This window comes from Rhodococcus sp. W8901 (genome assembly GCF_013348805.1).
GTDB lineage: Bacteria > Actinomycetota > Actinomycetes > Mycobacteriales > Mycobacteriaceae > Prescottella.
This window is the reverse complement of record NZ_CP054690.1, coordinates 545,208-571,930: the sequence shown is the minus strand read 5'-3', so window position 1 is coordinate 571,930 and position 26,723 is coordinate 545,208. Positions and strand designations below refer to the sequence as shown.

25 protein-coding genes are annotated in these 26,723 nt (G+C 68.1%); 8 read left to right on the top strand and 17 right to left on the bottom strand.

Annotation, left to right across the window (positions count from 1 at the left end; all coding sequences use genetic code 11):
* Positions 1-137 precede the first annotated feature (137 nt).
* On the top strand, positions 138-1,670 hold the full coding sequence (locus HUN07_RS02585; RefSeq protein WP_174907754.1) for an aldehyde dehydrogenase family protein: 1,533 nt from the start codon (positions 138-140) through the stop codon (positions 1,668-1,670).
* Between the two features lie 5 nt (positions 1,671-1,675).
* Positions 1,676-2,611: an oxygenase MpaB family protein gene (locus HUN07_RS02580; RefSeq protein WP_441346795.1), complete on the top strand. Its 936-nt coding sequence runs from the start codon at positions 1,676-1,678 to the stop codon at positions 2,609-2,611.
* On the opposite strand, the gene HUN07_RS02575 is transcribed toward HUN07_RS02580, so the two are convergent.
* Positions 2,590-3,456 carry a LysR family transcriptional regulator gene (locus tag HUN07_RS02575; protein ID WP_174907751.1) on the bottom strand — a complete coding sequence of 289 codons (867 nt, stop codon included), beginning with the start codon at positions 3,454-3,456 and terminating at the stop codon, positions 2,590-2,592. The two genes, HUN07_RS02580 and HUN07_RS02575, sit on opposite strands and share 22 nt — an antisense overlap.
* A 303-nt stretch (positions 3,457-3,759) precedes the next feature.
* On the opposite strand from HUN07_RS02575, the gene HUN07_RS02570 reads away from it, so the two are divergent.
* Positions 3,760-4,494 carry a DMT family transporter gene (locus tag HUN07_RS02570; RefSeq protein WP_254622754.1) on the top strand — a complete coding sequence of 245 codons (735 nt, stop codon included), beginning with the start codon at positions 3,760-3,762 and terminating at the stop codon, positions 4,492-4,494.
* A gap of 115 nt (positions 4,495-4,609) precedes the next feature.
* The gene (locus tag HUN07_RS02565; protein ID WP_174907749.1) at positions 4,610-6,154 is read left to right on the top strand and encodes an acyl-CoA synthetase; all 1,545 of its coding nucleotides are present in this window, start codon (positions 4,610-4,612) and stop codon (positions 6,152-6,154) included.
* 70 nt (positions 6,155-6,224) lie between these two features.
* Here HUN07_RS02565 and HUN07_RS02560 read toward each other — a convergent pair whose 3' ends face one another.
* Positions 6,225-7,562 (bottom strand): NAD(P)/FAD-dependent oxidoreductase, encoded by a 1,338-nt coding sequence (locus HUN07_RS02560; RefSeq protein ID WP_254622753.1) that lies wholly within the window; start codon positions 7,560-7,562, stop codon positions 6,225-6,227.
* Positions 7,563-7,680: 118 nt separating this feature from the next.
* Here HUN07_RS02560 and HUN07_RS02555 point away from each other — a divergent pair, with 118 nt between their 5' ends.
* Positions 7,681-8,616 carry a LysR family transcriptional regulator gene (locus HUN07_RS02555; RefSeq protein ID WP_174907747.1) on the top strand — a complete coding sequence of 312 codons (936 nt, stop codon included), beginning with the start codon at positions 7,681-7,683 and terminating at the stop codon, positions 8,614-8,616.
* A gap of 3 nt (positions 8,617-8,619) precedes the next feature.
* Here the strand turns inward: HUN07_RS02555 and recR are convergent, their stop codons facing one another.
* Genes recR through HUN07_RS02540 form a run of 3 tightly spaced genes read right to left on the bottom strand, consistent with a single transcriptional unit; the run spans position 8,620 to position 10,064 of the window.
* A complete protein-coding gene (gene recR, locus HUN07_RS02550; RefSeq protein WP_114721267.1) occupies positions 8,620-9,228 on the bottom strand; it encodes a recombination mediator RecR in 609 nt (202 codons plus the stop codon).
* 9 nt (positions 9,229-9,237) lie between these two features.
* The gene (locus HUN07_RS02545; RefSeq protein ID WP_114721269.1) at positions 9,238-9,579 is read right to left on the bottom strand and encodes a YbaB/EbfC family nucleoid-associated protein; all 342 of its coding nucleotides are present in this window, start codon (positions 9,577-9,579) and stop codon (positions 9,238-9,240) included.
* A 50-nt stretch (positions 9,580-9,629) separates the two neighbouring features.
* Positions 9,630-10,064 (bottom strand): SRPBCC family protein, encoded by a 435-nt coding sequence (locus HUN07_RS02540; protein ID WP_174907745.1) that lies wholly within the window; start codon positions 10,062-10,064, stop codon positions 9,630-9,632.
* 171 nt (positions 10,065-10,235) lie between these two features.
* Here HUN07_RS02540 and HUN07_RS02535 point away from each other — a divergent pair, with 171 nt between their 5' ends.
* Complete coding sequence (locus tag HUN07_RS02535; protein ID WP_174907743.1) at positions 10,236-11,666, top strand: FAD-binding oxidoreductase; 1,431 nt, start codon at positions 10,236-10,238, stop codon at positions 11,664-11,666.
* A complete protein-coding gene (locus tag HUN07_RS02530) occupies positions 11,663-12,964 on the top strand; it encodes a class I SAM-dependent methyltransferase (RefSeq protein WP_174907741.1) in 1,302 nt (433 codons plus the stop codon). Before HUN07_RS02535 ends, HUN07_RS02530 begins: the two co-directional genes overlap by 4 nt.
* Positions 12,965-13,021: 57 nt before the next feature.
* Here the strand turns inward: HUN07_RS02530 and HUN07_RS02525 are convergent, their stop codons facing one another.
* The 3 genes from HUN07_RS02525 to HUN07_RS02515 all read right to left on the bottom strand — a co-directional run bounded on the left by HUN07_RS02525 (position 13,022) and on the right by HUN07_RS02515 (position 17,368).
* Positions 13,022-13,789, bottom strand: a complete 768-nt coding sequence (locus tag HUN07_RS02525; protein ID WP_174907739.1) for an IclR family transcriptional regulator — start codon at positions 13,787-13,789, stop codon at positions 13,022-13,024.
* 191 nt (positions 13,790-13,980) lie between these two features.
* Positions 13,981-16,122, bottom strand: a complete 2,142-nt coding sequence (locus tag HUN07_RS02520) for a 3-hydroxyacyl-CoA dehydrogenase NAD-binding domain-containing protein (protein WP_174907737.1) — start codon at positions 16,120-16,122, stop codon at positions 13,981-13,983.
* A 31-nt stretch (positions 16,123-16,153) separates the two neighbouring features.
* On the bottom strand, positions 16,154-17,368 hold the full coding sequence (locus HUN07_RS02515; RefSeq protein ID WP_174907735.1) for an acetyl-CoA C-acetyltransferase: 1,215 nt from the start codon (positions 17,366-17,368) through the stop codon (positions 16,154-16,156).
* A gap of 238 nt (positions 17,369-17,606) precedes the next feature.
* Here HUN07_RS02515 and HUN07_RS02510 point away from each other — a divergent pair, with 238 nt between their 5' ends.
* On the top strand, positions 17,607-19,334 hold the full coding sequence (locus HUN07_RS02510; RefSeq protein WP_174907733.1) for an amidase: 1,728 nt from the start codon (positions 17,607-17,609) through the stop codon (positions 19,332-19,334).
* 26 nt (positions 19,335-19,360) lie between these two features.
* On the opposite strand, the gene HUN07_RS02505 is transcribed toward HUN07_RS02510, so the two are convergent.
* The 9 genes from HUN07_RS02505 to HUN07_RS02465 form a co-directional block, all read right to left on the bottom strand.
* Positions 19,361-20,347: a hypothetical protein gene (locus HUN07_RS02505; RefSeq protein ID WP_174907732.1), complete on the bottom strand. Its 987-nt coding sequence runs from the start codon at positions 20,345-20,347 to the stop codon at positions 19,361-19,363.
* Positions 20,348-20,357: 10 nt separating this feature from the next.
* Positions 20,358-20,546, bottom strand: coding sequence for a hypothetical protein (locus tag HUN07_RS02500; protein WP_114721283.1), 189 nt, complete (start codon positions 20,544-20,546; stop codon positions 20,358-20,360).
* Positions 20,547-20,677: 131 nt separating this feature from the next.
* The gene (locus tag HUN07_RS02495; protein WP_217487175.1) at positions 20,678-22,051 is read right to left on the bottom strand and encodes a glycosyltransferase; all 1,374 of its coding nucleotides are present in this window, start codon (positions 22,049-22,051) and stop codon (positions 20,678-20,680) included.
* Entirely contained in the window at positions 22,048-22,632 is a 585-nt protein-coding gene (locus tag HUN07_RS02490; RefSeq protein ID WP_174907730.1) for an exosortase/archaeosortase family protein, read from the bottom strand. The genes HUN07_RS02495 and HUN07_RS02490 overlap by 4 nt, the downstream gene beginning before the upstream one ends.
* Positions 22,629-24,239, bottom strand: coding sequence for a glycan biosynthesis hexose transferase WsfD (wsfD, locus tag HUN07_RS02485; RefSeq protein ID WP_174907728.1), 1,611 nt, complete (start codon positions 24,237-24,239; stop codon positions 22,629-22,631). Before wsfD ends, HUN07_RS02490 begins: the two co-directional genes overlap by 4 nt.
* The gene (locus HUN07_RS02480; RefSeq protein ID WP_174907726.1) at positions 24,236-25,018 is read right to left on the bottom strand and encodes a septum formation family protein; all 783 of its coding nucleotides are present in this window, start codon (positions 25,016-25,018) and stop codon (positions 24,236-24,238) included. Before HUN07_RS02480 ends, wsfD begins: the two co-directional genes overlap by 4 nt.
* 155 nt (positions 25,019-25,173) lie before the next feature.
* Positions 25,174-25,704: a DUF2020 domain-containing protein gene (locus HUN07_RS02475; RefSeq protein ID WP_174907724.1), complete on the bottom strand. Its 531-nt coding sequence runs from the start codon at positions 25,702-25,704 to the stop codon at positions 25,174-25,176.
* A complete protein-coding gene (locus HUN07_RS02470; protein ID WP_174907722.1) occupies positions 25,701-25,856 on the bottom strand; it encodes a hypothetical protein in 156 nt (51 codons plus the stop codon). Before HUN07_RS02470 ends, HUN07_RS02475 begins: the two co-directional genes overlap by 4 nt.
* A gap of 2 nt (positions 25,857-25,858) precedes the next feature.
* Positions 25,859-26,713, bottom strand: coding sequence for a class E sortase (locus tag HUN07_RS02465; protein ID WP_114721290.1), 855 nt, complete (start codon positions 26,711-26,713; stop codon positions 25,859-25,861).
* Positions 26,714-26,723: the final 10 nt, after the last annotated feature.

Below are 26,723 nucleotides of genomic sequence, written 5' to 3'. Positions count from 1 at the left end.
CGAGATCCGTGCGGTACGGGCCGGGCGAGGACGCCGCGCGTGGGGGTTGTCCACACCGGCCGCGCCGAATAGTGTGAGCGTCACCACAGTAAATCACATCAAATATATTTGATGCGATCCCTTGGAGGAAGCCCGACATGACCCGAGAACTGTCTTCGAGCGACGCGGCACCCGGTTTACCTGCTTCTCCATCCCCCACCGACGCACCCGCGTTCGAGAGCCTCGATCCCCGCACCGGCCAGGTGCTCGCCGAATACCCCGTCGCGAACGCGGCCGACGTGCACGCGGCCGTCGAGCGAGCACACGGCGCGGCCCGCTGGTGGGAAGCACAGGGGTTCCGTGGACGCCGCGACTGGCTGCTCGAGTTCAAGAAGGCGATCGCCTCGGACGCCGACGGTCTCGCGAGGGTCGTGTCCGCAGAGACCGGCAAGCCGCACGACGACGCGCTCCTCGAGGTGATGCTCGCCGTCGAGCATCTCGACTGGGCCGCCCGCAACGCCAAGAAGGTCCTCAAGCCCCGTCGGGTGCCATCGGGACTGGTCAGCGCCAACCAGTCGGCCACCCTCGGCTACAAGCCGATGGGCGTCGTCGGCGTCATCGGCCCGTGGAACTACCCCGTGTACACGCCGATGGGTTCGATCTCGTACGCCCTCGCCGCCGGCAACGCGATCGTGTTCAAGCCCAGCGAGCTCACCCCCGGTGTCGGCAAGTGGCTCGAGGCCAAGTGGAACTCGCTCGCCCCGACCCAGCCCGTGCTGCAGGTGATCACGGGGCTGGGCGCCACCGGCGCGGACCTGTGCCGGGCCGGGGTCGACAAGATCGCGTTCACCGGGTCCGGCCCGACCGCCCGCAAGGTGATGGCGGTGTGCGCGGAGACGTTGACCCCCTTGGTGGCCGAGTGCGGCGGCAAGGACGCGATGCTGGTCGCCGAGGATGCCGATCTGGACAAGGCCGTCGAGTTCGCCGCCTTCGGCGCGTTCGGCAATGCCGGCCAGACGTGCGCGGGCGTCGAGCGCATCTACGTCGCCGAGCCGGTGTACCGGCAGTTCCTCGACAAGTTCACCGCCGCGGTCGAGCGCGTCCGTCCGGGCAGCACGGACGGGGACACGTACGGCCCGATGACCCTGCCCCGCCAGGTCGACGTCGTACGCGGCCACATTGCCGACGCCCTCGACAAGGGCGCTCGCGCGGTGATCGGCGGAATCGACTCCGTGCACGAACGATTCGTCGATCCGGTGATCCTCACCGACGTCCCGGAATCCTCGTCGGCCGTGTGCGAGGAGACGTTCGGGCCCACCGTCGTGGTCAACAAGGTGCGCGACCTCGAGGAGGGCATCGAGCGCGCCAACGCCACGTCCTACGGCCTCGGTGCGTCGGTGTTCACCGGAAACCGTTCCCGCGGAAAGGACATCGCGGACCGCCTGCGCACCGGCATGGTGTCGGTGAACTCGGTCCTCGGGTTCGCGGGCATCCCGTCGCTGCCGTTCGGCGGCATCGGGGAGTCCGGGTTCGGCCGCATCCACGGCACCGACGGCCTCCGCGAGTTCAGCCGACCCAAGGCCGTGACCGTCCAGAAGTTCTCGGCCCCACTGAACCTGCTGACCCTCGAGCGGTCCGCGCGGGACATGAAGATCTCCGCGTGGATGCTCAAGGCCCGGCACGGTCGGTGACCGGGATGAGCCTCACCAACTCTCGCCGCGCCGGCACCTTCCCTCCACCCGACCCCGACCAGCGGCCCGGTCCGGGCCGGATGGGGTGGGTCGAGGTGATCGAGCAACTCGATCCAGCGACCCGGCACCAGGACATCCTGCGGATCACGGCGGGCTACGAATTCCCGTGGGACTACCAACGTTCCCTCGAGTTCGCGCTGTTCCGGACGTACTGCGTTCCGACGATCTCCGAACTCCTCGCCCGCACGGGCGAATTCGAGAACCGGCCGCAGAAGCGTTACGACGACACCGCGCTGCTGATGGCCGAACTCATCGAGCACGGCTACGACTCGCCGAGGGGGCGGGAGTCGCTGCGGAACATCAACCGCATGCACGGCCGCTACACGATCTCGAACGACGACATGCTGTACGTGCTGTCGACGTTCGTGTACGACCCGATCGACTGGATCGACCGGTACGGCTGGCGTCGGCTGCATCCGCACGAGCGCCTGGCGTCGTTCCACTTCTACCGTCAGGTGGGAATCCGCATGGGAATCAAGGACATTCCCGACTCGTATCAGGATTTCCAGCGCTTCAAGATGGACTACGAGCGCGAGCACTTCGTCTACAGCGAGGACAACCACCGGATCGGTACGTACACGCTCGGCCTGTTCCAGTCGTGGTACCCGAAGGCCCTGGCCCGCCCCGTCGCGGCGGCCGTCTACGCGCTGATCGACCACCGCATGAGTACCGCGTTCGGATTCCCCAAGGGCTCACCCCGGGTGCGGGCAGCCGCCGAGGCGGGGCTGCGTTCCAGGTCGGCGGTGGTGCGCCTGCTCCCGAAGCGGCGGGCGTCGGCGTCGGCGCACGATCCGCGGAACCGCACCTACCCCGGGTATCCGGTGGGCTACTGCCCGCGGGACCTGGGGGTCGAGCAGGATCACTCACTGCGCGAGTCCTGAGCTTCCCCGCTCCCGAACGCCGCCTCCACCGCGTAGATGTCGCGGTGGAGGCGGGGTTCGGTGGCCACGAGCGCCACCCCGGCGGGCGGCCGGTCCACCGCCAGACGGGGCACCAGCGCCGCCGCGAGTCCGGCGGCGGCAAAGGCGAGGTGCGTCGAGATGTCGGACGCCTCGAAGTCGACCCGGGGCTCGAAACCCTGCCGCCGCAGCGTCCGCACGAGCCACGCGTGGAAGGCGGTCCCCGAGCCCCATGCCACCCACGGCATTGCCGACAGCGCCGACAACGGAACCACGGCGCTGCGCGCGAACGGATGATCCGCGGGGAGGGCGACATCGGCGGTGTCGCGGTGGATCAGTCGCGATTCCAGCTCCGTCGGGATCTCGACGGGCGCCGATTCCCAACTGTCGACGACACCGATGTCGATCCGGCCCCGGCTGACGGACTCGAGTGTGACCTCGGTTTCGGCCTCGGTGACCGTCACGTGGACGTGGTACCGGGACAGCAGGAACGTCACCGCGCCCGGAAGCACGAGCCGTGACGCGGTGACGAACGCCCCGAACCGGATCGGGCCGACGACCTCACTGCGCATCGCCGCGATCTCGGCCTCGATCCCGGAGGCGTGGGACGGCAACTCCTCGCCGCGACGGGCGAGGAGTTCACCGGCCGGCGTCAGCCGCACCCCGCGCCCCGCCGGCTCGAGCAGGACCGCACCGACCTCGCGTTCGAGTTTGGCAAGCTGCTGGGACACCCCGGAGGGCGTGACATGCAGGATCCGGCCGGCCGCGGCCACCGACCCCGCCTGCGCCACGGCGCACAGCGCTCGTACTCGATCGAGGTTCAACACGGCAGAAACACTACCGAATCGTAAGAAGAACTTCTTACTTGCCGTTTCCGCAGGTCGAACGCAGAATCTCAGAAGTGCGTACCGTTCGTTTCCCCACCGCCCGCCCGGCCGCCGGCCCCGTGTTCGGCGGGTTCCGCGACCCGCGCGCCGTCGCCGTCTGGGGAGCCCGCTGCATCTCGCTGACGGCCGTACTCATCCGCCTCGCGGACGTGGCCCCCGCGACGGCCGTGTTCTACCGATGCCTGCTCGCGCTGCCGCCACTCGCCTTCCTCGCGGCTGCGCGAGCACCGGGCCGGACACGGATTGTCCCGCCGCGCCGTCGCCCGCTACGCCGTCGCCGGCTCCCTGCTCGGTGTCGACTTCGCACTGTGGTCGCAGTCCATCCTGCTGATCGGAGCCGGTATCTCCACCGTCCTCGTGAACGTCCAGGTGGTCGTGGTCCCGCTGTTCTCGTTCCTGATCTTCCGGACGCGCATTCCGATGCGGTTCGTCGTGTCCGCCCCGGTGTTGTTCGCCGGCATCGCACTCGCCGCCGGACTGAGCGACGGCGCGTCCACGGGCCCGGACCTGGCGTGGGGAGCGCTCCTCGCGCTGCTGTCCGGCGTCGCGTACGCAGGCTACATCTTCATCGTCGGCCGATCCGGTTCCGCCGAGACCGCCGCCGCCCAGGTCCTCGTCTCGACGGCCGCGGCGGGCGTGGTCGGCTCGGCCGCCGGATCACTGTGGGGTCCGGTCGATCTCGCCCCCGGGTGGAGTGCGTTCGGTTGGCTGCTCGCCCTGGCATTGTCGGCGCAGTTCCTGGGCTGGATCATGCTCGGCCGGTCGCTGCCCCGACTGGCACCCGAGGTCGGCGCCACCCTGCTGCTGCTCCAACCGGTTCTCGCGATCGCAGCCGCGATGGTCGTGCTCGGAGAGCGCCCCACGCTCCCGCAGCTCGTCGGCTGCACCATGGTGATCGGGGCGGCCTGGTTCGTCTCGATTCGACCGGGCGTTTCGCGGAAAGCGTTCCCACTGAGCGAGATTCGGCACACGCAGTAGTGACGGAGGCGACAATGGCGCCTCCAGCGCAACCCCTGGTTCCGCCGTTTCGGCGGGCAAGGCAGATCGGGCCCGGGACTCCTCTCAGGCCACAACAGCTAGGAGGCTCGACTTCATGTATCCCGGCGTCTACGCAGCGACCTCGCCCGACCGGCCGGCGGTCGTCATGGCCGCCACCGGCGAGACGGTAACGTATCGAGAGCTCGAGGACCGTTCGAACCGACTGGCGCAGCAGTGGTTTGCGCTCGGACTCCGCAAAGGAGACCACGTCGCGATCCTCGCCGAGAACCACCCGCGATACTTCGAGGTGTACTGGGCGGCAGTCCGATCCGGGCTCTACATCACGGCCGTGAACCGGCATCTCACAGCGGACGAGGCCGCCTACATCGTCAACGACTGCCGGGCGAAGGTGCTGGTGACGACGACACGCATGACCGACCTCGCGGTCGCGGTCCTCCCCGAACTGACCGACACGCCGCACCGGTTCATGATGGACGGCACCGTCGACGGGTTCGAGGCGTACGAGGCCGCGATGGCACGGTTCGATCCGGTCCCGCTCGCGGAGCAGCCCCGCGGCGACATGATGCTCTATTCGTCGGGAACAACCGGTCGCCCCAAGGGCATTCGACGGCCGTTGACGGGTATGGACATCGACGACCCGCGCGGCATGGGCGCCGGCCACTTCGCGAGCAGCCTGCTCGGGATGGGCGAGACCTCCACCTACCTGGTGCCGGCACCGATGTACCACTCGGCGGCGCTGCAGTGGTCGGTCGGCGCGCAGGCGCTGGGCGCGACGGTGGTCCTCATGGAGCGCTTCGACGCCAGGGACTTCCTCGCCGCGATCGAGCAGTACTCCGTCACGCACACGCAGGTGGTGCCGACGATGTTCGTCCGACTCCTGAAACTGCCCGCCGCGGAACGGGAGAGCTTCGACCTGTCGACGCTGCAGAACGTCCTGCACGCGGCCGCCCCGTGCCCTCCCGCGGTGAAGCATCAGATGATCGACTGGGTGGGGCCGATCGTGTGCGAGTTGTACTCGGGCACCGAGGGAATGGGCATCACGTTCATCACCGCACAGGAATGGCTCGACCGCCCCGGTTCGGTGGGCCGCGCGGTGCTCGGCGTCCCGCACATCTGCGACGAGGCCGGCAGCCCGCTCCCGGACGGCGAGATCGGCACCGTCTACTTCGAGCGCGACGTCGTGCCGTTCGAGTACCACAATGACACCTACAAGAAGGCCGACTCCCGGCATCCCGACCACGCGCAGTGGTCCACCGTCGGCGACGTCGGCTACCTCGACGCGGACGGCTACCTGTTCCTCACCGACCGCAAGTCGTTCATGATCATCTCCGGGGGCGTGAACATCTGTCCCGCCGAGATCGAGTCGTGCCTGTCGGCCCACCCCGAGGTGTCCGACGTCGCGGTCTTCGGGCTTCCCGACCCCGAGATGGGCGAATACGTCCACGCGGTGGTCGAACTCGATCCGGGGGTTCCCGCCGACGACGTGACCGCCGAGCGGCTGCGCGAGTACGTCCGAACCCACATGGCGGGCTACAAGGTTCCGAAGACCATCGAGTTCTGCGAGCGGTTGCCGCGCCTGGCGACCGGCAAGGTCAAGAAGCACGAGTTGCGCGATCTGGCGCTGCGCGCCCTCGCCTAGAAACGCCGAACGGGCGGTTACTGCGCTCGGCTCTCGGCCGATGTCGCAGTAACCGCCCGTTGTCGATGAGCTAAGCGGCAGCCTTGACTGGTTCGTCGTCGGTGAGGCGGGTGTCCGGGGCTTCGATCGGCCCGATCTCCTGCGCGTAGTGGAAGTGCGGGCGCCGGTGGCCGAGGAACGATCCGAACCACGACATCACCGCGACGTAGCGGTTGCGGAAGCCCACCAGGTACACCATGTGCACCGCGAGCCACAGCACCCACGCGACGAAGCCGGTGAGCTCGATGCTCTTGACCTTCGTCACGGCGCGGAAGCGGTTGATGATCGCCATCGAGCCCTTGTCGCGGAACTTGAAGGGCGTGCCGCGCTTGGTCTTACCGAGGATCGTCGCGGCCACGTGCCGGCCACCCTGCATCGCGACAGGCGACTGCCCGGGCAGGTTGTTCAGCGACGTCATGTCGCCGACGGCGAAGATGTCGGCGCGGCCACCGACGGTGAGGTCGGGGTTGACCAGCAGGCGTCCGGCGCGGTCGGTCTCGCAACCGGTGCGCTCGGCGAGCGCGGCCGCGAAGTCGTTGGCCTGCACGCCCGCCGACCAGATGATGGTCTCGGCGGTGCGACGCTCACCGGTGTCGCTGCCGTGCGCCTTGAAGGTCGCGCCGTGCTCGTCGATATCGGTCACGAGGGTGCCCAGGACCACCTCGACACCCGACTTCTCGAGCGACTCCTTGGTGTACTCGCTGAGCTTGCCGCCGTACGCGGGCATCGCGACCCCGGCGCCCTCGACGAGGGTGACGGTGACGTCGTCGGCGGTGACGCCGCGGATCGACTGCTCGAAGTAGCGACCCGCGAGCTCCTTGATCTGCCCGGCCAGCTCGACACCGGTCGCACCGGCACCGATGACGATGAAGCTGAGCAGGTTCTTGCGGCGCTCGAGGTCGGTGGTGGTGTGAGCCTCCTCGAAGCAGCGCACGATCTGGGCGCGCAGCCGCTCGGCGTCGTCGACGGTCTTGAGCGCGTAGGTGACCTTCGAGAACTCGTCGCGGCCGAAGTACGACTGCCGTGCGCCGGTGGCGGCGATCAGCGAGCTGTAGCCGAGAGTGTGCCGCTGACCGGCAGCCTCGTAGACCAGCTCCTGCTCCTCCGGGTGCACGTCGACGACGCGGCCGAGCCGGACGTCGGCGTTGGGATACTTGGCGAGGATCGCGCGCACCGACGGGGCGATCTCACCGGCGGCCAGGACACCGGTCGCCACCTGGTACAGCAGCGGCTGGAAGAGATGCTCGGTGGTCTCCGAGATCAGAACGAAGGGCTTGCCGGCCTTGGCCAGCTTCTTCGCCGCAGCGAGGGCACCGAATCCGGAACCAACGATCACTACTTCGGTCCGGTCGACTGCTACTTCGCTCACGGGTACCTCCTCGTCGAGATGTATGAGGAACACCGTAGGAGCGCTAACGACGTTTGCGCCAGTAATCAGGGATATTCGGAAAACAGTTATCTCGATTGCTCATAAGTAGTATGTCGTCATGGACTTCCGACAGCTGCGCTACTTCCTCGCCGTGAGCGAGGAGCTGAGCTTCAGCCGAGCGGCCGAGCGCTGCTTCATTTCGCAGTCTGCCATCAGCCACCAGATCACCAAGCTCGAGCAGGAACTCGGCGCGCCGCTGTTCGAACGATCGACCCGGGTCGTGCGCCTCAGCCCGGCCGGAACCCGGCTCGTACCGATCGCGCAGGAGGTGCTCAGCCTCGAGACCAAGGCCTTCGCCGTCGCGAAGGGACCGCGCGACCGGATCCGGATCACCGCGAGCATGAGCTTCGCGCCGCAGAGCCTCGACGCCATCGCCCGCGTGCGCGAGCGGCACCCGGACCTGGACATCGAGTTCGTGATCAAGAACTTCACCGACCGCATCGACGCGGTGTCCGCCGGGGACGCCGACATCGCCCTGATCCGCGGGGAGGTGGACCGACCGGGCCTGGAGACGGTGGAACTGGGCGTCGAGGACCTGATGATCGCGACGTCGAGCCGGCATCCGGTGTCGGCGTTCTCCACCGTCGAACTGGGCGAGCTCGCCCCCTACCCGCTACTGCTGCCACCGCGGTCCAGTCAGGTCCTGATCCACACGGTCGTCGAGAACGCCTTCGTCGACGTCGGACGCCGGGTGCAACTCGGGCCACCGATCGCGCGCGACCACACCGCGATCCTCGACGTCATCACCAACCCCCGGGCCTGGACGGTCCTCTACGCGAGCACCGTCGGCGAGGCACCCCGCACCGGACTGGCCCTCATGCGGGAGGCCCGCAACCGGCTGCGCGTGCCCGTGAGCGGGATCGTCCGCACCGGCGCGGCCGCCTCCCCCGGCCTGTCCGACCTGGTCGAGTCGCTCCGCCGGACGGTGACCGCGCAGAGCAGTGTGCCCCCGAATCCGGGACACGGACTCGGGGGCACACCGCAGGCTCGGTAGCCGCTACAGCGTCCGGCGCCCCGACAGCGCGCGACCGAGCGTGAGCTCGTCGGCGAACTCGAGATCGCCACCCATCGGCAGCCCCGACGCCAGCCGGGACACCGTCAGGCCGGGGAAATCCCGCAGCATCCGCACCAGGTACGTCGCCGTCGCCTCCCCCTCGGTGTTCGGGTCGGTCGCGATGATCACCTCGGCGACGTCGACGCCGTCCTCCTGATTGCCGATGCGGGCCAACAACTCCCGGATCCGCAGCTGGTCCGGCCCGATGCCGCTGAGCGGATCGAGCGCGCCACCGAGAACGTGGTAGCGCCCCCGGAACTCACGGGTGCGCTCGATCGCCTGCACGTCCTTCGGTTCCTCGACGACGCACACCATCGTCCGGTCCCGACGCGGGTCGGAGCAGATGCGACACTTCTCCTCCTCGGAGACGGTGCCGCACACGATGCAGAACTGGACGCCGTCGCGCACCCGCTGCAGGACGGCCTGCAACCGGTCGATCTCCGGCGGCTCGACCGTCAACAGGTGGAACGCGATGCGCTGGGCGCTCTTGGGCCCGATACCGGGCAGCTTGCCCAGCTCGTCGATCAAGTCCTGGACGGGACCCTCGTACAACGCGCGGTCCTAGAAACCGGGCAGTCCGGGCAGACCGCCCCCACCGAAGCCGCCAGCCAGCGGGCCGAGCTTGCTCGCCGCGAACTCCTGCGCCTTGTTCGACGCGTCGGCGATCGCACCGATGACGAGATCCTGCAGGGTCTCGACGTCGTCCGGATCCACCACCTTGGGATCGATCGTGAGGCCGACGACCTCACCGGTGCCCTTGACCGTCGCGGTCACCAGGCCTCCACCGGCCTGACCGGTCACCTCGGCCTGCGCCATTTCCGCCTGCGCGGCCATCAACTGCTGCTGCATCTGCTGCGCCTGCGCGAGCAGCTGCTGCATGTCGGGCTGTCCACCTGGTTGCACCTGAATGGTCCTTTCTGAAGTCGCGTTGCCAGCGTAGTCCGTCGCGGGCCTTACCCCAGCTCGCGAACCAGATTCGACAGCGTCTTCTCCTGGATCTTGCGCAGCCCGAGGGGCGCGAAGGTGCGCTCGAAGAAGCCGCCGATGCCGCCCGCGCCCTTCCACTCCGTCGTCGTGGTGACCGTGGAGCCGGTCCCGGAGGGGGCCACCTCCCACGTCGTGACGAGTGATGAGTTCGCATCACGCTCGGTGATGGTGTGGCCGGCAACGGTGACCGACGCCTTGATGTCACGCGAGCGCTTCTCGGTGGCCTGCAGCGTCCACTGGGCAACCGTGCCCGCGCCCTGGCCGCCCTCGAGCACCCGATAGTCGAGATACTGCTGCGGCAGGATCCGCGGTCGGACGGTCTCGTAGTCCGACAGGGCGGCGAGCACATGCTCGGGGGCCGCGGTGGTGGTGATCGAACTGCTGGCGCTGACCTGTGCCACTAACTGTCTCCTTGCTCTGGGTGTACCCCTCCATCCTGCACGTTCGCCCGCGATGGCGACGATCGTGCGGGCACCTCACGCCGCGGCCGCCAAGTCGTTAGCATGGCTACAGAATGGCGACGCACCGGGATATCCGTGGCCCGCCGATCCGACTAGCGATAGCGTCAGGGTGTGGCCGACTCTACGAGTGGTATCCGCGAAACTGGACTCGCCGCGCATCGCGCAGGAGTCGATCGTCTGCTGACCAGCTACCGGGCAATTCCCCCGGACGCGAACGTGCGACTGGCGAAGAAGACGTCGAACCTGTTCCGAGCACGGGCGAAGAGCACCGCCCCCGGACTGGACGTCTCGGGCCTCGACGGCGTCATCTCGGTGAACCGGGAGGCGCGCACCGCCGACGTCGCCGGCATGTGCACGTACGAGCACCTCGTGGCCGCCACCCTGCCGTACGGGCTGGCGCCGCCGGTGGTTCCGCAGCTCAAGACCATCACCCTCGGCGGCGCGGTGACCGGGCTCGGCATCGAATCGACGTCGTTCCGCAACGGCCTGCCGCACGAGTCGGTGCTCGAGATCGACGTCCTCACCGGGAGCGGCGACATCATCACCGCCACCCCGGACGGGGAGCACTCCGATCTGTTCTGGTCGTTCCCGAACTCGTACGGGACCCTCGGCTATTCCACGCGGATCCGGATCGAGCTCGAGGCGGTGAAACCCTATGTCGCGCTGCGCCACCTGCGCTTCACCGACCTGAAGCAGCTCGAGGAGACGATGGACCGGATCGTCGAGGAGCGCAGATGGGACGGGATCGCGGTCGACTACCTCGACGGCGTCGTGTTCACCGCGACGGAGGCCTACCTGACGCTCGGGGTGCAGACCGACGAGCCGGGCCCGGTGAGTGACTACACCGACATGGACATCTACTACCGGTCCATCCAGCACGAATCGGTCAACCACCCGAAGACGGACCGCCTGACCATCCACGACTACCTGTGGCGCTGGGACACCGACTGGTTCTGGTGCTCGCGCGCGTTCGGCACCCAGAACCCCAAGATCCGCCGCTTCTGGCCGAAGCGCTACCGCCGCAGCAGCTTCTACTGGAAGCTCATCGGGCTGGACCAGAAGTACGACATCGCCGACCGCCTCGAGGCCCGCAAGGGGCTGCCGCCGCGTGAGCGCGTCGTACAGGACATCGAGGTACCGATCGAGAACACGGCGGACTTCCTGCACTGGTTCCTCGACGAGATCCCGATCGAGCCGCTGTGGCTGTGCCCGTTGCGCCTTCGCGATCCCGCGCATCCCGCGGCGGACACCACGCGGCCGTGGCCCCTGTACCCGCTCGAGCCCGGACGCACCTACGTCAACGTCGGATTCTGGTCGTCCGTGCCGATCGAGGCCGGCGCACCCGAGGGCGCGGCGAACCGGCTGATCGAGAAGAAGGTCAGCGACCTCGACGGTCACAAGTCCCTGTACTCCGACTCGTTCTACGGCGAGGACGAGTTCGCGCTGCTCTACGGCGGCGAGCACTACACCCAGATCAAGAAGCGGTACGACCCCGATTCACGTCTCCTGGACCTCTATTCGAAGGCGGTGCAACGAAAGTGACGACTCTCAGAACGAACCCCGACACGGCGCAGAAACTCAGCATCGCGGAGATTCTCGAAACCGTCTCCGACGGCCGGATCCCGCTGCGATTCACCGCGTACGACGGCAGCGCGACCGGGCCGGAGGACGCACAGTACGGCCTCCACCTGAAGTCGACACGCGGCACCACCTACCTGGCCACCGCCCCCGGCGACCTCGGCATGGCCCGCGCGTACGTCTCCGGCGATCTCGAGGCCGTCGGCGTCCATCCCGGCGATCCGTACGCGATCCTGAAGGCGATGACCGACCTGCACTTCCACCGCCCGTCGGCGAAGGAACTCGCAACGATCACCCGGTCCATCGGCTGGGACAAGTTGCGTCCCATCGCTCCCCCGCCGCAGGAGCACCTGCCGCGGTGGCGCCGATTCGCGGAGGGCCTGCGGCACTCCAAGACCCGCGACGCCGAGGTGATCCACCACCACTACGACGTCTCGAACACTTTCTACGAGCACGTGCTGGGCCCCTCGATGACGTACACGTGCGCCGCGTACGAGTCCGAGGACCAGAGCCTCGAGGACGCGCAGGAGAACAAGTACCGACTGGTCTTCGAGAAGCTGGGCCTGAAGGAAGGCGACCGGCTGCTCGACATCGGTTGCGGCTGGGGTGGAATGGTCCGCTACGCCGCCCGGCGCGGCGTCAAGGTCATCGGTGCGACGCTCTCGCGGGAGCAGGCCGAGTGGGCGCAGAAGGCGATCGCCGAGGAGGGCCTGTCCGAGCTGGCCGAGGTGCGGTTCTCGGACTACCGGGACGTCCACGAGACCGGGTTCGACGCCATCTCGTCGATCGGCCTCACCGAGCACATCGGCGTCCACAACTACCCGGCGTACTTCGGCTTCATGAAGGAGAAGCTGCGCGAGGGCGGACGGCTGCTCAACCACTGCATCACCCGGCCCGACAACCGCAGCGGCGCCAAGGCCGGCTACTTCATCGACCGGTACATCTTCCCGGACGGCGAGCTCACCGGCTCGGGCCGGATAATCAGCGAGATCCAGAACGTCGGCCTCGAGGTCCGGCACGAGGAGAACCTGCGCGAGCACTACGCGCTGACCCTCGCCGGCTGGTGCCGGAACCTGGTCGAGAACTGGGACGCGTGCGTCGCCGAGGTCGGCGAGGGCACCGCGAAGGTGTGGGGCCTGTACATGGCCGGTTCGCGGCTGGGATTCGAACGCAACGTCGTTCAGCTGCACCAGGTGCTGGCCGTCAAGCTCGGACCCGACGGCGAGGCGAACGTGCCGCTGCGCCCGTGGTGGAAGGGCTGATCGCCGCCACACCGATGTCGCCGATGCCCGTCGTCCGAGTACGGACGGCGGGCATCGTCACGTCGTGCGGGAGGCCGCGTTCACCTGGCGTGCCGCCCGCTCGATCGCCGCGGCCGCTCGTTGCACGGCCTCGGCCATCCGGCGGTCGTTCGTGATGCGGTCGAGCGGACCGCAGATCGAGATCGCGGCGGGCTTGGGGATCCCCCGCGATATCGGCGCCCCGATGCACCCGAGCTCCGGGACGGCGGTGCCCCGGTCGTAGGTGACCCCCTCGGCGAGGGCGCGATCCAGTTCGGCCTCCAGGGCCTTCCGCCCGCCCACGACACCGGCCTCCAGGTGCGCGAACGCCGGCTGGTCGAATACCTCGCGCGGAAGGGTCATGAGCAGCGCCTTCCCGACCGCCGAGCGGTGCACCGGATAGCGGGCGCCGATCCGGGACGGGACCTTGGCACCGAACGTGCCCGACAGCTTGTCCCAGTAGATGCTGTCGGCACCGTCGAGGAACGCGAGGTGGACGACGGCACCGGTGGACCGGTGCAGATCCTGGAGGATCGGCAACGAGGTCCGATGGAACCAGTGATTGCGCACTGCCCGCGATCCCAGTTCGAACAGGCGAACCCCCAGCTCGTACCGCGATCCGTCACGGTTGAGCCAGCGCATCGACACCATCTTCTCGAGCAGACGATGCGCCGACGAGCTGGGAATTCCGGTGAGCCGCGTCGTCTGACTCAGGGTCAGATACCCGTTGTCGTCGAGCGCCTCGAGCACCAGCTCGATCCGATCGAGCATCGACGTGGCGGGGGCCTGTTCACGGTCATCCGACACGGCCGAGTCCTCTCCGCTAGGGCAGGTCAGACAGGTCAGACACCGATCCTTCTGACATCGAGATGTACAGCCCCGAAATATAGTTCCCCCGCACGCCCCGCAGGCACGAGTTCCCACCGACAGAGACGAAGGTGCCCTCCGTCCGGTGACGGACGGAGGGCACCTTCGAGATTCTGCCGAAAATTCGCCGCTCAGGCCTCGAGCGACGCCGGCGGGGTGAAGCGCTCGCCGTACTTGGCGGCGAGTTCCTCGGCGCGCTTGACGAAGCCGGCCTTGCCGCCCTCGTAGCCGGCGACGAACTGGCTCACGCCACCGGTCCATGCCGGGTAGCCGATGCCCATGATCGAGCCGATGTTGGCGTCGGCGGTGGACGTGATGACGCCCTCGTCGAAGCACTTCTGCGTCTCGATGGCCTCGATGAACAGCATGCGGTCGATCAGGTCCTGGATCGGCGGCGTGACCGAACCGGAGTTGAAGTGCTCACGCAGGCCCTGCCACAGGCCGGAACGCTTGCCGTCCTCGTAGTTGTAGAAGCCCGCGCCGCCGAGACGGCCCTTACGGTCGTTGCCCTCGACCAGGTAGTTGATGACGTCGCCGGCCGGGTCGGCGGGCAGTGCCTTGCCCTCGGCCAGCGCGGCGGCCTTCGACTCGGCGCGAATCTTCTGCATCAGCGTCAGATTCAGCTCGTCCGACAGCTGCAGCGGTGCCGCCGGGTAGCCGGCCTGCATGCCCGCCTGCTCGATGGTGGCCGGCTCGATGCCCTCGGCGACCATGCCGATGGCCTCGTTGACGAAGGTGCCGATCACGCGCGAGGTGAAGAACCCGCGCGAATCGTTGACGACGATCGGGGTCTTGCGGATCGCCTGCACGAAGTCGAACACCCGCGCCAGCGACTCGTCGGACGTCTTCTCGCCGCGGATGATCTCCACCAGCGGCATCTTGTCGACGGGCGAGAAGAAGTGGATGCCGATGAAGTCCTCGGCCCGCTTGACGCCGGTCGCGAGATCGGTGATCGGCAGCGTCGAGGTGTTGGAGCCGAGGAGCGCGTCGGGCTCGACGATGTCCTCGATCTCCTGGAACACCTTCTTCTTCAGGTCGGGCGACTCGAAGACGGCCTCGACGACGAAGTCGACACCCGCGAAGTCGGCTGGATCCGCGGTGGGCGTGATCAGCGCCAGCAGGGCCTTGGACTTCTCCTCGGTGGTCTTGCCGCGGGAGAGCGCCTTGGCCTCGATCTTCTCGGAGTACGCCTTGCCCTTCTCGGCGGCCTCGATCGTGACGTCCTTGAGCACCACCGGGATTCCGGCCTTGGCGCACACGTACGCGATGCCGGCGCCCATCATGCCGGCGCCGAGGACGCCAACCTTCTTGATCTCACGCTTGGGGATGTCCTTGGGACGCGAGGCACCCGAACCGATCGCCTGCATGTCGAAGAAGAACGCCTGGATCATGTTCTTCGCGACACGGCCGGTGACCAGCGAGGTGAAGTAGCGGGACTCGATGAGCAGCGCGTTGTCGACGTCGACCTGGCTGCCTTCGACCGCGGCGGCGAGGATCGCGCGCGGCGCCGGCATCGGCGCACCCTTGAGGGTCTTGCGCAGGTTCGCCGGGATGGCCGGCAGGTTCGCCGCGAACGCCGGGGTGGCGGGGGTGCCGCCGGGGATCTTGTAGCCCTTGACATCCCACGGCTGGACGCCGCCCTCGGGGTTGGCCTTGATCCACGCCTTCGCGGCGGGGACCAATTCGTCGACGGAGGAGACCACCTCGTCGACCAGGCCGACCTCCTTGGCCTGCTGCGGCCCGCGCTGCTGGCCCTGCAGCAGCATCTGGGTCAGCGCGGTCATCAGGCCGAACATCCGGACGGTGCGGACGATGCCGCCGCCGCCGGGCAGCAGGCCGAGGGTGACCTCGGGCAGGCCGATCTTGACGCCCTTGACGTCCGCCGCGATGCGGTGGTGCGTGGCGAGTGCGATCTCCAGGCCGCCGCCGAGCGCCGCACCGTTGATGCAGGTGACGACCGGCTTGCCGAGGGTCTCGAGGCGACGCAGGTCGGCCTTGAGGGTGAGGCTGTGGTTGAAGATCTGCTCGGCGTCCTCGGGGCCGACCTTCATCATGTTCTTCAGGTCGCCGCCCGCGAAGAAGGTCTTCTTGCCGGAGGTGAGGACGACGCCGGTGATCGAGTCCTTCTCCGCGTACAGCCGGTCGACGGTCTCCTGCATCGACGAGATGTAGCGGTCGTTCATGGTGTTCGCGCCCTGGTTGGGGTCGTCGATGGTGAGCACGACGATGCCGTCGGCGTCCTGCTCCCAGTTGATGATGTTCTGATCGCTCACTGTTTCGTATCTCCTGCTTGGTCCGTGAGCGTCAGACGCGCTCGATGATGGTGGCCACGCCCATGCCGCCGCCGATGCACAGCGTGACGAGGGCGCGCTTGGCGCCGCGGCGCTCGAGCTCGTCGACCATGGTTCCGGTGATCATGGCGCCGGTCGCGCCGAGCGGGTGACCCATCGCGATGGCGCCACCGTTGACGTTGAGCTTCTCGTCCGGGATGTTCAGGTCCTTCTGGAACTTCAGGGCGACGGCGGCGAACGCCTCGTTGATCTCGAACAGGTCGATGTCGTCGACCGTCAGACCGGCCTGCGCGAGCACCTTGTGCGCGGCCGGCGTCGGGCCGGTGAGCATGATCGTCGAGTCGGCGCCGGAGGTGGCGGTCGCGACGACGCGGGCACGCGGTGTCAGGCCCATGGCCTGCCCTGCGCTTTCACTGCCCACGAGCACCAGCGCGGCGCCGTCGACGATGCCGGAGCTGTTGCCGCCGTGGTGGACGTGGTTGATCTTCTCGACCCAGTGGTACTTCTGCAGCGCGACGGCGTCGAAGCCGCCCAACTCACCGAGACCCGCGAACGACGGCGCCAGCTTGCCGAGCGCCTCGGCCGTGGTGCCCGGACGCATGTGCTCGTCGTTGTCGAGGACCGTGATGCCGTTGATGTCCTTGACCGGGACGACGGACTTGGCGAAGTAACCGCCCGCCCACGCCTTGGCGGCCAGGTCCTGCGAGCGCGCCGCGTAGGCGTCCACGTCCTCGCGGGTGAAGCCCTCCATGGTGGCGATCAGGTCGGCGCCGATGCCCTGCGGCACCAGGTAGGTGTCGAAGTTGGTGGCGGGGTCCTGCATCCAGGCGCCGCCGTCGGAGCCCATCTTCACCCGGGACATCGACTCGACGCCGCCTGCGATGACCAGCTCGTCCCAGCCGGAGCGCACCTTCTGCGCGGCCATGTTCACGGCCTCGAGGCCGGAGGCGCAGAAGCGGTTGATCTGCACGCCGCCGACCGTCTCGGGCATCCCGGCCACGGTCACGGCAGTGCGGGCGATGTCGGCGCCCTGGTCGCCGAGCGGGGAGACGACACCGAGGATCACATCGGAGATGCGGTTCTCGTCGAGGTCCGGGAAGCGGGTGCGCAGTTCCTGGATCAGGCCGGTGACCAGCGAGATCGGCTTGACCGAATGCAGCGAACCGGTGTTCTTGCCCCGGCCGCGCGGGGTTCGGATGGCTTCATAGATGAATGCCTCTGTGGTCACTGTGAGGTGTTCCTTCCTGTTCACGTCTGCGTGCCGCCGCAGCGACCTGCCCATTCGAGGCACAGACCTCGGCTCGCTTCACCTTAGAACGTGTTCCATTTTGCGGGAAGGACCGAAGCGATCCCGGTCTGTGACCGAGGCGATCACCGGACCCTCCCGCGGGCGTCGCCATCAAGCATTCGATCGATTCGGCCGTTAGCCTTCTGGGGAGTCGGGCAGTGCGGAGGGATCGAAGTCGATGAGTGCAGTGGGGGGCGGATCGCGGTCCGGGCTGACACGACGGGGCTTCCTGGGCGCGGCCGCGCTCGGTGCGGCAGGCGCGGCGAGCGTGACGGCGGTGGCGGCGGCGGCCCCCGGGGTGGCCGCGGCGCGATCCACCGTCCGCCGCAGTGCCCCCGCGCAGGGTCTTCCCGCACCCGGATCCATCACGGCGACGGATCCCGCGCTGCTCAGCGCGGTGGAGGCCGCCAGCCTCCTGCAGTCCGGCACGCTGCATCCCCGAGAGTTGCTCGACGCCTGCCTGAACCGCAGCGCCGCCTTCGACGGCGCGACCGGCGGCTGGGTGCGGATCTATCCCGAGATGGCGTACGAGGCAGCCGATGCTGCGGCGCAGCGACTGTCGGGCAAGGGCCGCGCCGCCGTCGGCGACGCCCCGCTGGTGTGCGGGTTGCCGCTGGCTCTCAAGGACCTGTTCGCGGTCGCGGGCCTGCCGCTGACGGCGTCGAGCAAGGTTCTCGAGGGCAACATCGCCGCCGGTGACTCTACGGCGTGGACGCGCCTGCGCGACGCGGGCATGGTGTTGATGGGTCACGCGCACACCGACGAGTTCGCGATCGGCGTCGCCACCGAACAGGTGGGCAACCCGTGGAACACCGAGTACTCACCGGGCGGATCGTCGGGCGGCAGCGCGGCCGTCCTCGCGGCGCGTTTCGTCCCGCTCGCAACCGGCACCGACACGGGCGGTTCGCTCCGTCTGCCGGCGAGCGCGTGCGGGATCACGTCGATCAAACCGACGTTCGGCCGGTGCAGCACCCGCGGCGTCATTCCGTTGACGTGGACCCGCGACCACGCCGGACCGATGGGCCGCAGCGTCGCCGACGCCGCACTACTCCTCGGCTTCATGGCGGGCGCGGATCCCGACGATCCGACGACGACGGTCGGCCCCGACGTCCCGGCCGGCGGCTACCCGATCGCCGCGAAGGGCGGCCCGACACCGCTGTCGGGCAAGCGGTTCGGTGTGGCCCGACGCAGTGTCGATGCGCTGCCCGCACCACTCGGCACACTGTTCGCGGAGTACCTCGATCTCATCGGACGCCTCGGCGGCAGCTTCGTCGACGTCGCGCTGCCGATCGCCGGCCCGGACCTGTTGACCGGCGACTCCGCCGAGATGGGCAGCTACCACAAACAGTTCGCCGACAAGCTGGGCTCCTACCGCCTCGACAACAACGTGACCGTCGCCGGCGCCCTGGCGGCACTGGCGGTTCCGTCGATCGACTACATGACCGCTGCCCGCAACCGACTGGTGTACCAGCACGAGTACAACCGGATGTTCGCCGACAACGACCTCGACGCCGTCCTGGTGCCGGGCTCGAAGGTGGACGGGTCCAAGCGACTCGAGATCGCGGGCGTCTCGGTGTTCGGCGGTACGACCGGGGACGTGCGGTGGGCCAACCTCACCGGCGCCCCCGTGATCTGCACGCCGGCCGGACGTTCCGCGGCCACCGGGCTGCCCTTCGGGGTCCAGATCGGCGGGCGCCCGTGGGACGAGACCGCGCTGATCGAGATCGCACTGGAACTACAGGCGGCGCGCCCCGATTGGACCGAGGCGCCCCCGGTGGCGCCGGCGCCGCGGCAGATCCCGCAGGTCCGGGTCACCACCCCCGGTCCGGGCCCCGATCCGACCAACACGGCGAACATCGGTTTCGGATTCCACTTCCTGCCGACGACGTCGACGGTCGCCATCTGATCGTCACCGCCCGGGACTCGACCTGCTCAGTGATCCATGACGATCCGACCGCCCTCGCCGGTCGGCGCCCCCGGCAGGGTCTCATCGGCCGCCCACTCCCGTCGCGTGTACGCCTGCACCCGGGTGAACAGGCCGGTCGGGCAGGTACCCGAGGACCTGTCGCACCCGCCGGCGGCGTACACGATCCCGAGGACCGCGACCGTGCCGTCGGCCCGCGGTACCCACACGGGGTTTCCGGAATCGTTCGGGGCGACGGCGGGGGCCGCGTCGAGGCCGGCGAAACTGCAGGTGTCGCTCGTCGTGGGGCACGGTGCCGTCAGGCGTCCGCACCGGACGTTGCCGGCCGCCGCGGTGTATTCCGACGCGAACCACTCGGCGCCGGACTGGCACACGACGGCCCCCGGCTCGAGGTCGTCGGCGACAGCGGCGATTCTCGCCGTGCGCGGCAGCGTCACTCGATCGGTCCCGGACCCTGTCGGCACCACCACGACGTCGTCCGGCGTCGCGCCGCGGGCCGCCGACAACGTCAGCACCGGCGAGACGGGCTCCGGACCGGTGTCCACCATGGACATGTCGAGACCGGATCCACCCGTGACCGAGCCGAAGTCGGCATCCCAGCGGCGGGTGCTGTGGCTGACAACCGCCTGCGTGGGCCCCGACCACCCGAGCTCGAGGTGCGCACCCACCTTGCCGCCGACATGACCGGCAGACAGCAGGTAGTACCTGCCGTCCCGTTCCAGCGCTATCGAGTACTTGCCCCACTGCGCATGCGCCGAACCGGGATACGTGTTGTACGTGACGAACGGTCCCGCGGTCCGAGCGGGGTCCGGCGTCCGGATCGGTGGCTCGGCCGGCACCACGGAAGGTGCCGCATACGCGGCGGTCGGCGGGTCGTCGTGTCCGCCGCCGTCGAGCCGGTCTGCGTCACGTGTGTCCCACACCGTCACGACGGCGAGTACCGACGCGACAACGAACGCAATCGCCGCTCCCGACAGAAGGATTCGACGACGCACGACGGAAGTGTCAGGCCAGATCGGGCAGCTCGTTCGGCCGCACCCGCGATGCACGGACGAGGAGCAGCCCCATCACCAGCACGAACATCACCAGGACCAGGGCGCCGGCAACCGGCGCGCCCGTGAAGGCCAGCGTTCCCCCACCGGCCACGGCCGCCGAGCCCGCACCGGCACTAGGCCCCGCACCCAGTGTGTACATCCGAATCCTCTTCTTCTCGTGTCGTTCTCGACTCCGATACTCCGCTACCCCGCTCGATGATGCCTCGCGCAGCACCGCCGCCAGCGCCGGGCGGTCCCGATGTGCGGGTTCGGTGCGCGCTACCGCACCACTCAGGTGCCGGCGATCCGGTGCATCGGCACCGACGTTCGCTCGGCGTTGCGTTTCGTCTTGACCCAGTCGCTCTGACGACTGATGAGGCGCCCGAAGGCCCTCCACGCCACGACGTAGGACATCAGCATGTAGCCCACGTAGCTCATGCCCAACACGATCCCGTGGAGACGCGACAGCTGCGGTTCGCTGCGCCGGCGATACAGCGGACCCCAGATCGCGAACTCGCCCACACCGAGGATCAGATAGGACACGAACAGCGCCCACCCGCCGCTCACCAAGTACGACTTGAAGAACTCCGGGTAGTTGACCATGTTCCAGGTCATCACCAGCAGTGGCAACGGATAGACGATCGTGCCGATCACCTGCAGCCAGGGAGTCAGCATGAAATAGGTGATCTCCCATGCGCCGAGGTTGGTCACCCGCCGTGAGCGCCAGATCGCCGGCAGATAGCGGATGCACTGCATTCCGCCCTGCGCCCAGCGAACCCGCTGCCGGATCAGCGGTTTCAATTCCGGCAGCGCCTCCTGATCGACCCAGCTCGCCGTGGTGTACGCATTGCGCCATCCCAGCAGGATCAGGTGCAGTCCGAGTTCGAAATCCTCGAGCAGTGCGCCGTGCCACGGCTCACCGAATCGGGCCGCGACCGCGTCGAGCGCCGACAGCCGACTCAGCTGACCGTTGCCGCCGATGCTGACGGTCCGTGAGTAGCGCCGGGCCATCTGCATCGCGGAGATCGGGCCCCGGAATTCCAGATCCTGCAGACGCACCAGGGTCCGGGCGAACCTGTTCTTCCACTGCCGACCCGGGCCGAGCGGCTGCGGATCCGCGCGGTTGCTCATCCGGACCTCGACCTGCACCGACCCGACGTAGTCGTTGCCGAAGCAGTCCGGGCCCGCCGAGATCTCCAGCATGTTCGGAGCAGGTCGTCCGTCCGCGTCGACGATGCAGATCAGCACCTTGTTCCGGTCGACGTCGTCGGGCAGCTGGGCGTCGATCGCGCGATAACCGAAATTGAGCGCGTCGCCCTTGCCGGTACGGGCGTTCGGGAGGGTGCGTGGGAGGAGGTGGACCATGGGATCGAACTGCTCGATCGCAGCGACGACGTCGCGCGTCCCGTCCTCCGACTCGTCGTCGGTCACCCACGCGTGACAGTCCGGGAAGTGTCGCCGCAGGTAGCTCAGGGTGTCGCCGATCACCACTTCCTCGTTGAGGCAGGGGATGATGAAGTGCAGTTCGAATTCGTCCGGGTCGCCGGGGCGTTCGGGAACGTGGCGCAGGAACGGGACGAGAATGGCGATCACATACACCAGGAACACGAGGCCGAGGATCAGCGAGAGCACGATCGTCAGGCCGAGCACGGTATCGAAGGTCACTGACGGGGACTCTCTTTCAATCGCGCACGGATCGGACCGGCACCATCCGCGACCGTGCTGGCCCGACCGATCCACCTACTGAAGACCACCAGGGTCGTGCATCCACCCGCCAACACGATGAGCGACCCGATGATGGTGTGCGCCATCTCGAAGCCGGAGCGCCCGTTGTGCACCGTGTACACCCCCACGACGACCAGGCGGATCATGTTGACACTGAGCATGGCCACGCAGCTGATGACCAGTCCGATCGTCATGTGCAACAGCCGGACCCGGCCGAAGTGGAGGTAGATGGCGGCCAGCAGCAGCATCGGCAGGATCAGCAGCGCGGTGCTGCAGCCGGTGACCAGTTCCAGGGCGAACACCTTGTTGGTGCCGATGCCGACATAGAAGGTGTCGGACCCGCGCACCCATTTGGTGGGCGCCCCGACGAGGCCGTTGAGCAGCGCCGCCAACCCAGCTTCCCAGGCACGGAACTGAGGTTGGCGAATCAATAGCATCACGATGATCAGGGCATAGACCCCGACCCCCGTCCATCGGACCGACGGAGCATCCGGCATGCGCACCCCTCGTCCGGCGGTCACTTCGGGACTCCTCGTTCCCGGATCACACTCGACCGCAACACGACCGTCGAATAGACGCCGAGCACGAGTACCAGTCCGACGGTGAGGTTGGTGAGCATCAGGTGCTTGATCAGATCGGACGCACCGTCGGAGAGATTCACCGCCCAGAACTGTGCGATCGCGGCGACCGCGAGGAACAGGCCGGTCGCGCCGATGCTCTTGTCCTGCTGGTCCGGGCACACCCGCAGCACCGCGACGAACAGCACGCATGCAACGAGCGTCAACGCGACGATGAGCAGCGGAAGCGCGCCGAACATCATGCGCCAGAAGTGGTAGAAGACCGATACCCGCCACTCCTGGGTGTCGGGCCGTCCCGAATACCACGGATACGAGTAGATGTAGTCCGCCCGCAGCTTGGACATTCCCACGAGACCCCGCCCCATCATCGAGAGCAGTCGGGTGGGCTCGTGCAGGTAGACCTGCGAGAGCAGATCCCACATGGAGGTCTTGTCCAGGAAGCCCTGGTAACCCGGAAGTTCCGTGACCGAGTTCGGCGAGTTGATGCGGGAGCCGACACCGGACACGAGCGACGGATCGAGCCCCAGCCGGGCCAGGTCCTGGTCGGGATGTGGGCTGTGCGGGAGCATCTCGACGAAAACCGCGTTGTACTGGTTCAGTTCGGCGAACCGGGCCGGCTGCGTGCGCAGGTACTGGCCGACCGAGGCGAGCAGTGCACCAACCGCGCCGATTCCGAACCACCTGCCCTGCAACGGATACTGGCCGAGGGACGCCGGGTCACCCACACGGCGGCAGAGCATCAGCCCGGCCGCGACGACGGCGAACGTCACCGCCTGGGTCTTGGTCGTTGCCGTGAACAGCGCGATCAGTCCTATCGCGGCGACGTGCCACCAGTGCACGCGCTGCGCCCGCCACATCGCCAGGGACGCCACCATCAACGCCAGTACACCGAGGATGGCCCCGGTGTCGCTGTAGGGCGACACGAAGTAGCCGGCGAACGATGCGTCGGCCACCACCAGCCACACGCCACCGACGACGCACGCCTTGCCCACCAACGATCCCGGGGTCCAGGCGAAGAGGAGTCCGGCGAGCAGGCCGAGTACGACGGCGCACAGGACGCCGAGCGCTCGCAGGTCCATGACTCCAGGCAGGCGCAACAGCGGAGTCAACCACTCCGCCAGCTGAAGCAGGTAGAGCTGCGACGAGTTGTACGCCTGCCCGTATGTGTTCCACGGGCAGTCTTCGCCGTACCACCGGTGGTCGAAGTACGTCGTGTACACCAGGTCGTCGACCGGAGTGTTGTAAGGGTTTCCGGCGCGCAGACCCATGCCGCACGTGAGCCGCTGACCATCGCCCTGATCACTGAGGCCTATGGCGCCGCCGTAGAACAGACGCATCAGCATGAGGCCCGCGAAGGCCGCGCCCGCGCCCACCGATACCCAGCCGAGCGCCGTGCCCTCGATCCGGTATCCGAAGATCCGGGAGACCGTCGCGAGCGCCGCCCGCAGTCGCGGGCGCGGCTTCGGGGGCTTGGTGCCGGGCACCAACGCCAGTGGATCCTCGGTGAATCCGAGACCGTCCGAGTCGACGAGTTCGAACTTGTCGCTCACCTGAGTCCACCGCGCACGCTGCCGATGACGGTGCCGGTCGCCGGGCCGTACCAGCAATCCGCGGACGTCTCACCGACGAGCGGCTTGATCACGAAGTCGTCCGGCCGCTGCCCCGCCGTGTACTGATCGATCACCGGCTGGCAGGCGCGGTAGGCCGCATCGAGGCGGACCTGGGCGTCCCCGTTCGGCACGGGGATCGCCCCGGTCATCTCGGCGTCGTGCGGACGTGAACACACCGTCTGCTTCTCACCCGAACGGCACAGCCGAATGCCATCGGAGATGGTGCGTCCCATGATGTTCCGCAGAGATCCGGTGAACTCGGGGCGGCTCTCCGGCTGCAGCGGATCCTGCACACCGAGCGAGCACACCACCGTGCGGAGCCCGCCGGCCCATTCCTTCTGGGTCGGGTACTTCGCCCACACCGATATTCCGTACTGGTAGTCGAATTCGCGTGCACCCAGGTATCCGCGAATCCCGTCCCACGGACAGACATCCGAGGCCTGCAGGCGCTCCAATGCATTGGACGGACGATCGGGCTGATTCAGCAGATCGTCCGGCAACACACCGAATCCGTACACCTCGAGCTGATGCGGATACTCGCAATTGATCCACGGAGAGACGTTGCTGAGCGAGAGCATCTCCTCTGCAGTCTCGCGGACGTAGCAGGTGCCCTCGGCGGCCTGATAGGTGGGAAGCGCGGTGTCCGGTTCGGTCCCACACGCGACGACGAACGTCGCTACCACCGACGCCGCCGCGATCACAAAGATCGACCTGAACAACCAACTGCTCCTCGTTGAGTCCTGACACGTTCCGCGGCGACGCGAACACACCGACGGTACTGGTCCCCACACACTCGAACCACGGCTCGCTACGAAAGGGCGGAACCACGCACGCGATGGTGCGCAGCGCCGTACCGCCCTGCTCGGCCGGCCCGTCACCCGATCGTCTCGACGACCGCGAGCGCCAACCGCTGCGCACGCACCGACTGCGGCTGTGCAGTGGTGACGACGACCGCGGTTGTTCCACGTGCAACCGCGTACACCGCGCCGTCCGGACCCCCGAACCGGCCGCCGCTCCAGCCCGCCGGTTCCGACGCAGGCGAGCTGGTCGATATCGGGGCCGCGCGGTCAACCACCTCAACCGCCGTCGTCTCGGCCTCGGTCCGCGCCACCCACACCGAGGCCACCACGGCGCCGCCGGGATCGGTGAAGAAGCACGCGGACGGGTCGACGGTCGGATCGACGAGCACCGACCCGACCCGTTCGCCGTTGAGCACCTCGACCTGCTCGACCGAGAGGACCGAGCAGTCGCCCGCCGTACGCGGGACCGGAACGTCGGGTACCGCGGCGACGACGGCCGACGGTGCCGCCGCCACCTCCGGCGCATCCTGTGCCGCACCGCAACCGACAACTGCGCCGAGCAGAACGGCCACGACGACACCGGCCAACGCGTGGTCGGCCCTCACAGCACTGCCACCCGGGTGAACGGGACGAACGGCTCGACCACGGGAAACACCACGAGCATCAGCAACGCCACCATCGCGACGAAGAGCACCACCGCGGCGACCAGTTTCGCCGGCCAGGGGCCGGGCAGATGCCGCCAGATCCAGGCGTACACAACTATCCTTCCGAGAGGGACTTGGGAACAACAGGATTCAGAGGATCCTTCTCCGCCGTGTCGACCAGGACTGCCTGCACGACCAGCCGATCCGTCGCCGAGAAACGGGGCGTACAGGTGGTGAGCGTCAGCAGCGCGACTCCGTCCTGCGGCGGCTCCGCGTAATCCGCGTCCATCGGCACCGGTGCGATCACACCGATAGCCGTCGGATCGACCACCTGCTGCCCCACCGCGCGCTGATAGGGCGCCGGCAGTGGCGTGACGGTGACCGAATCCGCCGAACACGTGGCAGGTTTCCTGTTCGTCGCCCAGTCCAGCGCTTCGCTCGCGCTCGGCAGCACCCGGTAGGTGAACCAATGGGTCCGGGTTTCCACCACCACCGCGTCACAGGTGTTCAGCAGGTCGATGTCGTTGAACGGGGATCCCTTGCCCACGCGATGACCGGCGAGCGCGAAGTTGCCCCGTTCTCCGGGTTGCGCGGTTCCCTCGTAGTGCCCCGGCCCGATTTCCAACTCGGCGTCGGATGTGCCCTGCACCACCGTCAGCTGGAAATCGTTGCCGAAGGCTGGGATGTGCAGCTTCGCGAAGCCGACCGGTCCGGACACCGACTCGGTCGCAGTCCGCTCGCGGTCGGGCTCGGACCAGAGCTGATCGAGCTGCTCTGTGGCCGTGCGCTGTTTGCGGTCGGAGGTGAGGTCGGTCCAGTACACCTCGTACACGATGAACAGGACCCCGATCAGCGCGAGGGTCAGCAGCGCCTCGCCTGCCCCACGGTAGATTCGTTGCGCGCGTGTGACCGGCGCGTCCAGGACCACCCGCGTGGGGCTGTACGGCGAATATCGATGTCGTCCAGGCATAGGGGATTCG

Bases quoted from the DNA above. Each gene is read 5' to 3' on its own strand.
- HUN07_RS02500 (WP_114721283.1), bottom strand. From the start codon at position 20,546: ATGTACACACTGGGTGCGGGGCCTAGTGCCGGTGCGGGCTCGGCGGCC.
- HUN07_RS02565 (WP_174907749.1), top strand. From the start codon at position 4,610: ATGTATCCCGGCGTCTACGCAGCGACCTCGCCCGACCGGCCGGCGGTC.
- HUN07_RS02510 (WP_174907733.1), top strand. From the start codon at position 17,607: ATGAGTGCAGTGGGGGGCGGATCGCGGTCCGGGCTGACACGACGGGGC.
- HUN07_RS02585 (WP_174907754.1), top strand. From the start codon at position 138: ATGACCCGAGAACTGTCTTCGAGCGACGCGGCACCCGGTTTACCTGCT.
- HUN07_RS02580 (WP_441346795.1), top strand. From the start codon at position 1,676: ATGAGCCTCACCAACTCTCGCCGCGCCGGCACCTTCCCTCCACCCGAC.
- HUN07_RS02465 (WP_114721290.1), bottom strand. From the start codon at position 26,713: ATGCCTGGACGACATCGATATTCGCCGTACAGCCCCACGCGGGTGGTC.
- HUN07_RS02555 (WP_174907747.1), top strand. From the start codon at position 7,681: ATGGACTTCCGACAGCTGCGCTACTTCCTCGCCGTGAGCGAGGAGCTG.